The 10248-nt window shown below is 65.3% G+C and carries 9 protein-coding genes; 3 read left to right on the forward strand and 6 right to left on the reverse strand.

What is annotated here, in order from left to right; translation table 11 throughout:
- Together ACLKM7_RS18050 and ACLKM7_RS18055 are read right to left on the reverse strand one after the other, a co-directional pair.
- Nucleotides 1–1272: ABC transporter substrate-binding protein (locus tag ACLKM7_RS18050; RefSeq protein ID WP_436448686.1), on the reverse strand; the 1272-nt coding region annotated here is incomplete at its 3' end.
- 68 nt (nt 1273–1340) lie between these two features.
- A complete protein-coding gene (locus ACLKM7_RS18055) occupies nt 1341–2957 on the reverse strand; it encodes an FAD-dependent oxidoreductase (RefSeq protein WP_436448687.1) in 1617 nt (538 codons plus the stop codon).
- Nucleotides 2958–3127: 170 nt separating this feature from the next.
- On the opposite strand from ACLKM7_RS18055, the gene ACLKM7_RS18060 reads away from it, so the two are divergent.
- Complete coding sequence (locus ACLKM7_RS18060) at nt 3128–3874, forward strand: helix-turn-helix domain-containing protein (protein WP_436448688.1); 747 nt, start codon at nt 3128–3130, stop codon at nt 3872–3874.
- A gap of 35 nt (nt 3875–3909) precedes the next feature.
- Here ACLKM7_RS18060 and ACLKM7_RS18065 read toward each other — a convergent pair whose 3' ends face one another.
- The 3 genes from ACLKM7_RS18065 to ACLKM7_RS18075 all read right to left on the reverse strand — a co-directional run bounded on the left by ACLKM7_RS18065 (nt 3910) and on the right by ACLKM7_RS18075 (nt 8384).
- The gene (locus ACLKM7_RS18065; protein ID WP_436448689.1) at nt 3910–5115 is read right to left on the reverse strand and encodes an alpha/beta hydrolase family protein; all 1206 of its coding nucleotides are present in this window, start codon (nt 5113–5115) and stop codon (nt 3910–3912) included.
- Nucleotides 5116–5558: 443 nt separating this feature from the next.
- The gene (locus ACLKM7_RS18070) at nt 5559–5966 is read right to left on the reverse strand and encodes a hypothetical protein (RefSeq protein WP_436448690.1); all 408 of its coding nucleotides are present in this window, start codon (nt 5964–5966) and stop codon (nt 5559–5561) included.
- A 411-nt stretch (nt 5967–6377) separates the two neighbouring features.
- Complete coding sequence (locus ACLKM7_RS18075) at nt 6378–8384, reverse strand: ATP-dependent helicase (RefSeq protein ID WP_436448691.1); 2007 nt, start codon at nt 8382–8384, stop codon at nt 6378–6380.
- Nucleotides 8385–8571: 187 nt separating this feature from the next.
- Between ACLKM7_RS18075 and ACLKM7_RS18080 the strand changes: the two genes are divergently transcribed.
- Complete coding sequence (locus ACLKM7_RS18080; RefSeq protein ID WP_436448692.1) at nt 8572–8748, forward strand: hypothetical protein; 177 nt, start codon at nt 8572–8574, stop codon at nt 8746–8748.
- A 69-nt stretch (nt 8749–8817) separates the two neighbouring features.
- Here ACLKM7_RS18080 and ACLKM7_RS18085 read toward each other — a convergent pair whose 3' ends face one another.
- Entirely contained in the window at nt 8818–9024 is a 207-nt protein-coding gene (locus tag ACLKM7_RS18085; protein WP_436448693.1) for a dodecin family protein, read from the reverse strand.
- Between the two features lie 588 nt (nt 9025–9612).
- Here ACLKM7_RS18085 and ACLKM7_RS18090 point away from each other — a divergent pair.
- Entirely contained in the window at nt 9613–9900 is a 288-nt protein-coding gene (locus ACLKM7_RS18090; RefSeq protein ID WP_436448694.1) for a hypothetical protein, read from the forward strand.
- Nucleotides 9901–10248 lie beyond the last annotated feature (348 nt).

Here is a 10248-nt window from a genome sequence, read left to right on the forward strand (position 1 = left end):
GCCCTTGACGTAGGCGGGCCACAGGTTCTTCCAGGCGTTGCCGAATCCTGCAGGACCGTGCACGCGAACGTGGGGATAGGTGAAGGCGACGTCGTCGGATGCTGCGACCAGGCCGGCAGACAGGGGTTCGAGGTCTGCGGCCTCGAGCGCAGTATCATCGACGACGACAGCCGGGTTCGCCCCCGTCTGCTCTGCCTGAGCGATCACTTCCTGCTCCGATGTGACGAACTCGAGGAACGCGAGTACCGCCTCCAACTCACGGTCGTCGGTGGCTCCCGACACCCATCCGGCACCCGAGACCATGATGAGGCCCTGGCCATCATCCCAACCGGGGGAGACGGAGTAGCCCGTCGCGTCGTACAGGCCCTCGATGGCGGCATCACCCTGCAGGTTGGTCTTGACGAACCACGGCCCGTTGGGAATCGTCGCAGCAGACCCGGACAGGTACGCGGCCGCGGCGTTCTGGAAATCGCCCGAGAAGGCGTCGGTGTTCACCAACCCCTCGACGTGCCAGCCGCGAAGGCGCTCTGTGGCGTTGACCGCGGCCTGGCTTCCGCCGAAATCCTCGCCCGAGATCCCCTCGTTGAGGAAGTCCTGACCCCCGGGAGCAGTGCCGATCAAGTTGGTCCACATCAGCATCGTCGCCCAGTCGCCGTCCAGCGCGAGGGGTATCGTGCCCGTCTCCGCGATGGCGCGAGCAGCGTCTTCGAACTCGTCCCACGTCGCGGGCAGCTCGTCGTAACCTGCGGCCGCCCAGATGTCCTTGTTGTAGTAGATGCCGATCGGGTCGCGCTGCTGAGGGATCGCCCAGATTTCGCCCTCCTCACCAGAGAGCGCGTCGAATGTGCCGGGCTGGAATGTGTCGGCCCACGCGGCGTCGGCGTCGAGGTCGCCGGCGAAGTCGTGAAGCGCGCCGGTCTCTGACAGAGCAGCGAGCTCTGCAGAATTGAGCTGGAAGAGATCGGGAAGGTCGTCGGCGAGCGCAAGGCGCTGGTAGTACTGGAGGCGCTCATCCCCCGACCCAGCGTTCGCATTGGTGAGGGTGTCGATGCGATAGGTCCCCTCATGCTCCGCGTTGAAGCGCTCCGCAGCCTCAAAGTTGTACTGCAGGAAGGGGTCGGTGGGTGATTCCTGACATGTGGCGCAGGTGATCACGATCTCTTCGTCCGCGGCATCTGGACTGTCTCCCGGGCCGCACGCCGATAACGCGAGCGATCCGGCGATCAGCGCCGTCGTCGCGGCTGCCAGTTTGCGTGGGTTGCTGTACTCCATGCGATTCATCTCCTTTGATGCGTGGTACTCGGGTATTGCGGGAGCCTGTTGGACTGCGAGGATGCGACCTAATAACCGACGATCTGCGGCCAATGCCGCTCGATTCCCTCGCGATCGAGTCCCTTCTGGAAGGCTTCGAGCAGGTCGTCGGAATCGCGGACGGCCTTCGGCGAGGTCGAGTTCGCTTCGCAGAAGGCGATGAGGTGCGCACCGACCTCGCCGACGTTCCACTCGACCAACGGCATCCTGTAGGCGCCATTGGTGATGTGAGTCGTGCCGATGTTCTTCGCCGCGGGCAGAAGGTTCTTGATGCGCACGGGAAGGATGCAGCCGAGAGGGATCTCGAAGGGGCTGCAGCCGATGTCGATGTACGGGTCGCCTCCGGTGGAAGGATGCAGGTCGATCCGGTAGATGCCGACTCCGATCGAGTCGCGGTGCCGGACAGCCCCACGCTCGCCGCGGACGTCGAGCGAGATCTCCTGCTCCACCACGGTGTGCTCGGCGACGATCCGCCGCGCTTCCCGCACATACGGGGCGAGTGCGAGCCCGTCGCTCGAACCGCCGAGCAGATCACCGCGCAACCGAAGACCGGGCCACCCGGTGCCACCGTCGGGGCGAGGAGCTTCCGTCTGCAGCCAGTACAGGAACGAGCGGGACAGTGCCCGGGCCCGCCGCACCTCTCGTTCGGGATCGGGGACTTCGAAGATCGGAGATTCCCAGTAGTCGATCTGGGGCCAGTTGACCAGTGTGATATCGGAGGGATACGAACCGGGGACGAAGTTCTGTCGCGCGGCGATGCGGCGGAAGGTCCACAGGTTGCGATCCATCTCGCCTACGCGGTGGTCGGCGTAGTCCGGGCGGATGGCGCGGAAGTTGCCGTCCGGATTCGGTTGAAACCGGTGATCGATCGGCGCGAGCGTCTTCGGGTGCGGCGCCGTCAAAGACAACTGGCCCGCGGGCCAGTGCGGGGCACGGGCACTCAGGAAGTGCTCGTACTCGGCCGGCTTGTCGATGGTGTGGTCGCCATCGACGTGATCGACCGCGAAGCACACGCTGACCGGTTGCATGTTCGACGGGTCCGCCAGTTCGGGTGCGTGCGGTTCTCCCGTTGACGACCTCGACTCCGCGCCCGTGACGTACTCAGCCCCGGCGAGCGGCAGGAGGTCGCCCAGTTCGGTCGTATCGACGACCCACGACGGCTCCACCACTACGGTTTCACCCGAGCGCAGATCGCGCAGCGCTACGGCACGAATGGTATCGCCGTCCATGTCCGCACTCATCGGCACGTGCTCCATGAGCACCCGGAGTCGGCCCGTGGCACGGTGCGGTGCCAGGAGCTGATCGATCACTGCCACCGTCACCATGGGCTCGTGACACAGGTCCGACACCTTCGCCGCGCCCGGGTTGAAAGCCCTCTGCGCGCGGGCATCCTCGGTCAGCGGGTAATGATCGCGGTAGTAGCGCCTGATCCCGTCACGCAGGTGTCGATATGTCGCAGTTGAACCGAACTGCTCGATCCAGAGATGCTCGTCCGGGGGTACTGCCTGCGAAGTCAGCACGCCCCCCAGCCAGCGGGTCGGTTCCGTGAGAACGACGTTCAGACCGTTGCGTGCTGCGGTGAGAGCGGCGGCAACTCCGCCGATTCCGCCGCCGACGACCAGGACAGTGGTTCGGGTATTTGGCACGCTCACGATCTTCCCCCTTGGACTACCGTCAGTACATGGTCGATGAGCGCATCCTTGTGTCTGAAATTGATCCTCTCTCGCGCCGTCTCACTCTGCGGAACTGCTCCGCCCAGCCGTTGAAGCAGGACCCCGCAAGCCGTATCGGGCCGCGTCTGCAGCAGCAGATACAGATGGTTCTGGTCCACGTCGGCGGAATGACGGTGCACATCGCGGGCGGGCGTTCGTACGATGTCTCCGCTGGCCAGATGTGCATTCTCCTGCCGGGGCACACAGAGACGATCCGCTTCCCCACCGATGTCGTCACCTCACAAACGGTCATCCGGGGCGATCCCGATGGCCTCACCCCCGAGATGAGCGCGTGGCTGGAGGCGCTCCGTCCGACACGCAACCTCTCGGCCGCGTTGACGTATCTGTCACGAGAAGCGGTGGCAACGGTCCAGACAAGACTCACCGCGAAGGGCGCTCTCGTCGATGCTCTGGGCACCGCGCTCCTTTGGCGCTTCATCGCGGAGTTCGAGAACTACCCCGCAGCGCTTCCCGAGCGCATCGAAGAGGCACGGCTCTTCATCCACCAGCATCTCGAGGACGACGTCGGACTGAATGACATCGCCCGTGCGGCTCACGTCACCCCCGCTCACCTGATTCGACTGTTCCGTGAACACATCGGGACGACCCCGACCAAGTACCTGTGGGACCGAAGAGTCACCCTCGGTATGGAACTGCTCACGAGTTCGGGTATGCCGATCTCGATCGTCGCGCTTCGATCCGGCTTCAAAACGAGCTTTCACTTCGCCCGAAAGATCAAAGAGGCCAGCGGGCTCTCTCCCACACAGCTCCGCGAAGCGGCGTGGTCTGCATCACACGCCCCGGCCGTACAGTCGGGACCGATCCCGCACAGTGAGCCCGTGAGCGGGTAAGAAAGATGTCGAACGATCGCCCGTTTGCGGACGGTTCAGAGGGTGTCGTCGAGCCAGTCGAGAGTGCGCCGGTTCGCGAGTGAGCGGTTGAGCACCTCACAATGCATGCCGGCGCCCTCGGCATCGGTGAACAGCATGAAGGTCTTCGGGCCGGGGAGCGCATCGTAGAGCGCCTTGGAGTCAGACGAGACCTGGTCGGACTCTGCTGCCGTGACGAGCACCGGGCAGGTGATCATGGCGATCTCGCTCGGCTCCAGCTTCCACTTCATCATCTCCGCGAGAAAGCCGCTGAGGTCGCCGCCGCCGTTGGTCCAAAAGCCGCGCTGGATGATCTTCCAGTGCAACCCCCGGTTCCCAGAGAAGTAGGCCATGATCGTGCGCTCGTCCTCGTCCGACAGTTCGGGTAGTCGCGCCATGGCGTCGGCGTCCAGTCCGAATCTGGCCAGCGGCGCCGTGATCTTGACGCCGATGTCCATCTGACCAGGGTCGGCGACGATCGCGGCGAGACGGTGTTCGTGCGCGGCGACCTGCGGCGCGAAGTAGCCGCCGAGGCTCCACGCCCAGTAGACGATCCGATCAGGGTCGACCACGTCGATCCGCAGCGCCGCGTCCACAACCGGCGTGACCACCGCATCCCAGTCGTGCCGCAGCGTGAGTCCCTCGTCGATCAGCAGCTTGCCCTGGCCCGGGCCGTCATGCAGGAGCACGTGGTAGCCGCGTGCGAGGGCGGCGATCCCGAACCCGAAGTGGTTCTCGGTCATCGTCGAGTCCCAGCCACCGCCGACCAGGACGACCGGACGGCGCTCCTCTTCGTGACCGGGTGCGCGGATGAACCATGCCGGCAGCTTGGTGCCCTCGTAGGGGATGTCGACGGGTTCGGCGCGCACGACCCCGAGGCGCAGCGCCTTCTCGAACGTATCCATCTGGAGGTGGAACGCTTCCGTGAGCCGGGGGTCGACGGGCGTGCCGTACAGCGGGTGGTAGGACATGGCGAGCCAGAGCGACGCGCGCATGTAGCAGTCGTACGCGGTCTCGGTGTGGCCGGCCACGGCGGCTGCGTCGCCCTCTTCGATCCGCACGCGAGCGGCGGCCGAACAGGCCTCGAAGAAGGAGTCGTCGTCACCGTCAGTCACTCGACCTATTAGCAGGTCGACCTCGCCGATGTCCGCGCCGCCATACGGTGCAAGACCCATCAGGGCACTCGCGAACTCGTTCAGGATCGGATCGTTGAAGGGTTGCACGAGAGTCTCCAAGCTGCTCAGCAGTCACGGACTGCGGGGACGAATGCTCCGATGACCAAGCCGGCGCTCAGTGCGACCTCGCCTTCCACCCCGACTGCGCGACGAGGAGCTCGGCGATCGTTGACTCGTTGTAGCGCGTGGCGTGGCCGTTGACTCGATCGGCAAGTGCCGGCGACTGACCGAGGGACGCTCACCCGGCCGACTGTATGCCCCGCGCCCTGGCTTGCGATAGGCCCACGAGTCCATTCGCTCAGGACCGCGGGACAAAGGGTCATGCCTGTGGTGCCGACGGAGTGTCCCGACCCGCGAGCATCGCCCCTCGCGCTTGATGGCGTCGACGAATGGCGTGCATCGACTGAGGTGACGCCTCCACAACCCGAACGGTGATCGCCGAAGCCTTGAAGTCAACGAAGTTCAAGCGGGATGACAGACGGCGTTCGGGCTCACCAGTTGCTGTCGTCAAGAGCGTCCCCGACGACGGCCGTGATCGAGACAGGCTCCGATTGTGCGATCCAGCTCGACAGCCAAGGCGGGCAGTCGATATCTCGGACGACCACTTGCTGGGCGCTGAAGTCTGCGACGAACTCGCCGCAGGCGTAGAAGCTGTGGAGCGTGCCGCCGAAACCTGAGTGAGTTTGGCCGTGACCACGGATGAGCGCCGAGACCGTGAGCGTCTCGGACGTGCTCGAGCTGGCGAAGCCCACCTGAAGCCCTGGAGAACCGACCGGTACTGGCGAGCCGGCGGCGTCGACGGCGACCTCGTCCGTTACTTCAGCGAGTTGCGTTGAACTCAGTGCGGTCGGTGACTCTAACCCAGCAGCAACGGAGGCGAGTCGCTTGGCAACGTCCACCGAGTTAGACCGGACGGCACCTTCAGCGAGCTCGATGGAAGTCGCTGGGGGGGCGCAGCCAGCAAGCAGGACCAGGCAACAGCCGATCACAAGTGTCAGTTTCGTCCGTGCGATCTGTTTTGCGATAACCCGGCTCCTCACCTCGAGCCTATCGGCAGGGTTGGTCTCCCGCGCAGCGGCACAGTGATCATGGACAAGACGACGACAACAGAAGAGGTCGTATGCCCACACCTTAGGGCCGTGATGGACGACATATAGTCACGGTCTCGGACTGACCATGGACGAGACGACGACGGAGGGGTCTCTTGCAGCGCGGTGCGGCGGGGCGACGCCGTGCCGACGGAGGAGAGCCATACCGCTGCTTCTGGTGTAATCGGGTCCGCACGCGCGCGCGAGACCCGCTGGTTCAGATCAGGCGAATAGTTCGTCGAACGCGTCCGTGCGCACGCGCGGCACCGCGACGGCCCGCTTGATCGCAGGCTCGGGGGCGACGGCGGCGGTGCTGACCGACTCCATCAGAGCGCGGGCAGCCTCGGTCAGGAACCTGCTGGGCTTAGCAGCGACGTGCTTGGCAAGGAACGCGGTGGGATGCGTAGGCAGCTGCGAGGGCACGTAGACGTCGAGGGCGTCGCGTGCGCGGGTGATCGCGACGTAGAAGAGGCGCTCCTCTTCAGCCAGCCCGGCGCGGGAAGTGAGTGCCATGTCCGAGGGCATCGCGCCGTCGTTGGCACGCAGGAGGTGCACTACATCCCATTCCAGACCTTTCGCGGAGTGGATCGTGGAGAGGGTCAGCCAGTCCTCGTCGAGATGTGGCTGCTTCGCCCAGTCGCTGGCGACGTTCACCGGGTCGATCGCCTGCTCGCTCACGAACGTGCGGAGATCGCTCTGTTGAGCGGCGGCCTGCGCGATGCCGTCGACTTCGGTCACCCTGCGCTGCCAATCCGGGTAGTGCGCGCGCAGCAGCGGATCCACCGCGCCTCGGCATGCCTCGACCAGCTCCGGTACGACGGTCGTGAAGTCGACAGCTCCGAGCAGCGACAGGGTCGATGCGAGCCCGGTGCGCGCCTTCGCTGGAGCTGCGGCGACCGCGTCGGCCGTGCGATCGACGCCCCCGTCCGCGAGGATCCGGGCAAGGCCCCGCGCACTGGCCTTGCCGATCGCGCGGTGCCGGGTGAGCAGGCGGTACCAGGACACCTCGTCCGCCGGATTGAGCACCACTCGGAAGCTCGCGAGCAGGTCGCGCACGTGCGAGGTCTCCAGGTAGCCGATCCCGCCGAACTTGTGGAACGGGATTCCACGCACCTTGAGCTCGACTTCCAGCTGCGCGCTGTGGGATCCAGTGCGCATCAGCACGGCCTGCGAACGCAGTGGCGTGCCATCGACGTGCGCGGCGAGGATGCGGTCGGCGATTGTGCGGGCTTCGTCGTCGGCGTTGCGGCAGGTGACCAGGGTCGGCAGGCCGGCCGACTGCGGACGGTCTGCGACGAGCCGCAGCCTCAGCTCGCCCGGGCGCGCCTGGTTCGCGAGGTCAAGGATCTTCTGCGTGGAACGGAAGTTGCGTTCGAGGCGCACGAGCGTGGCGTCGGGGTACGCCTCGATCAACTCGTGCAGGTGCCCGGCGCTGGCCCCCCGGAACGCGTAGATCGCCTGTGCGTCGTCGCCCACCACCGTGAGCCCACGGCCGTCGGGACTGAGCCCGCGCACGATGTCGACCTGAAGCTGGTTGACGTCTTGGTACTCATCGACCAGCACCCAGTCCCAGCGTGCCCGCAATCGCGCTCCCACATCTGGATCAGCGACCAGCGCCCGTAAGGCGATGAGCAGATCATCCAGGTCAAGCAGACCGCGTTCGCGCTTGCGGTCACGGTAGTGGCGCAACAGTCCGGCGACCTGGTCGGCGTGCTCAAGCGCCCAGGGAAACTGCTCTTCAATGACGGCACGGGCCGGGGTCGCGGTGTTGATCGCGCGGGATGCAATGTCCGCGATTGCGCGCGTCGTGGGCAGCCTCACCTCGGTGCCGTCGAGCCCGTGCTCCGCGCGCAGCAGGTCGATCAGGTCGATGACGTCGTCGGGATCGATGACCGTCACGTCCTCCAGCCCCAGATGCTGTGCGTGCTCGGCGACGAGGCGGTGCGCGACCGCATGGAACGTACCACCCGCGATGCGCTGCGCAGCCTGTACGTCGCCGCACATCACCGCAGCGCGAGAAAGCATCGCGGATGCCGCGCGCCTGGTGAACGTCAGCAACAGGATCCGTTCGGGTGCAACCCCCGCTTCGAGCAACCGCGCAACCCGTGCCGTGAGCACGCGCGTCTTCCCAGTACCCGCCCCCGCCGCGACCACAAGCGGGCCATCTCCGTGCTCGACGGCCTCAAGCTGTGCCGGAGCCAGCCCGGCGAGCGCATCAGAAGTTGCCACGGAGGGGACGGTAACCAAACCCCCGGACATTCCGCCGTCATGGCGAGTTTACGGAAATAGTAAGGCCGGTCCGAATGAGCTCTCCCGAGCGGTATGCGAAGTGCGGCGGCGCCGCGACGCTGAGGGGACTCGGCCGATTGAGCGTGAGCGTGCGAGCGGCGCCCAAGCCGCAGTTACGCTCAGACGCATGTTTGGAGCACTCAACGGCTGGGGCTTACTACTTCTGTCCTACGGCCTCGGCACTGCCATCGTCTTGCTCGCGCTGTACTTCGTCGTCAGGCTAGCTGTACTCCATGCCCTCAAGGCGCACACGATCTGGCTCGACCGCCGCGGCCCGCACGGCAACGAGATGCCCGCCGCATAGCGCGGTTCCCGGTCCATGTGCGCGTCGCTCGTCGGTGTCGAGAGCCCGTCCGAAATGCAGCAGATCTGCCTACTCGGGCGCGTACTTGAACGAGAGCTGGATCCGGGCCCTGAACAGCAACGCACCATCGTCACCGACCACGATGTCCTGCTTCGTCACCTCGGCCACTCGCAGGTCGTGCAGCGATCCCGCGGCAGTGCTGATGGCTTCTCGGGCAGCCTCCTCCCAAGACGAGGCACTCGTGCCGATAACGTCGATAACTCGGTAAACGCTCATCTCAACCTCCCGTCATTCGCCGACAGATCCATAGTGATCGCACTCGGGCCCGAACGAAAGGGTGCATACGTCGGTCGATCAGCGAGCCAGTATCCGCGGCCGTATGAGGAGGACGGTTCCGAGGAGGACAAGTCCTAACGGCGTGGACCACATCGAGATCGCCATGACCACCGCGTCACCCGGCAGCATCGCGCATCCGGCGGAGGTGTCCTCGTAGGAACACCTGTGCCACGGCTGGAAGAAATAGATGACCGCGATGATTCCTGCTACCACCGTGATGCCGGTGCTGACGAGGATAGTGATCTTCCGCGTCCGAGCGTTCATGGCCTCACCGCACCGTCTTCCCGCTTGACCCGCCCGCTGGTCGGTCCTTTTTTGAGTACCTCGAGCTACTCACGGCCGAAGTGACCGGGTGCCCTCTGGAGTAGGGCCGGGCGCTTCCGCCGTGCTCGCCCGAGACTCGACAGGATCCCAACACGGCCTCGGTGCACCGTAGCCTCATTGTCATGCGTGCTGTCAGCGGTGTCGTGCTGTGGTTGATTGCGACCATCGTGGGGATAGTCGGTGCCGCTTGGTTTGCATTGGCCGGTGTTGGTTTGGTCCGGAGGTTTCACCCAGAGGTACTACTGGGAAGACGGCGAGAGTGAGATCGGCATCGGCTTCGCTGTGATCTCGCTTGTGGTCTGGGTCGCTGTCCTGGTGTGGTCGGTATTCGTGCTGAGAGGCGGTTCGCTTGCTGACTCCCGAAATGCTCGCACGGCATCGACGGTCCTCGCTGGGATCAGTATCGCCGTCGTCCTCGTGCTGTGCCTCATGACGATCGGCTGGCCGGAACCACCGAGCGAGCACCCGTCGCCGCCGTGGAACCGTGCCTAGCTGGGTCTCGGGGCCCAGCTCCAGCCAACTACCTTCGGAGATCACTGGAATACCGTCGTCGCGCACGACGATCGCGGTCTGATCGTCGATCGCAAAGAGCGTCCCTCGATGCCGGAGGCTCAACGCCGAGCGCTCTCCGCGCGGTGTTAGAGGACCAGCCCCGAAAGTTGCGACCCACAGCGAGGCGAACGTGTCGCCGAACTGAATGCGCTCCGCCCGCATGCCGATCGGCGGATTCAAGCGGTCATCGCAACAGGATGTTACCGATGACTTCGTTCGGGGTTTGGAACTCTAGTCGTTTGCGGGGTCGGTCGTTGAGCTCGGCGGCGACTGCGTCGAGGTGCGCCT

This window comes from Microbacterium sp. I2 (assembly GCF_051364985.1).
Lineage (GTDB): Bacteria > Actinomycetota > Actinomycetes > Actinomycetales > Microbacteriaceae > Microbacterium.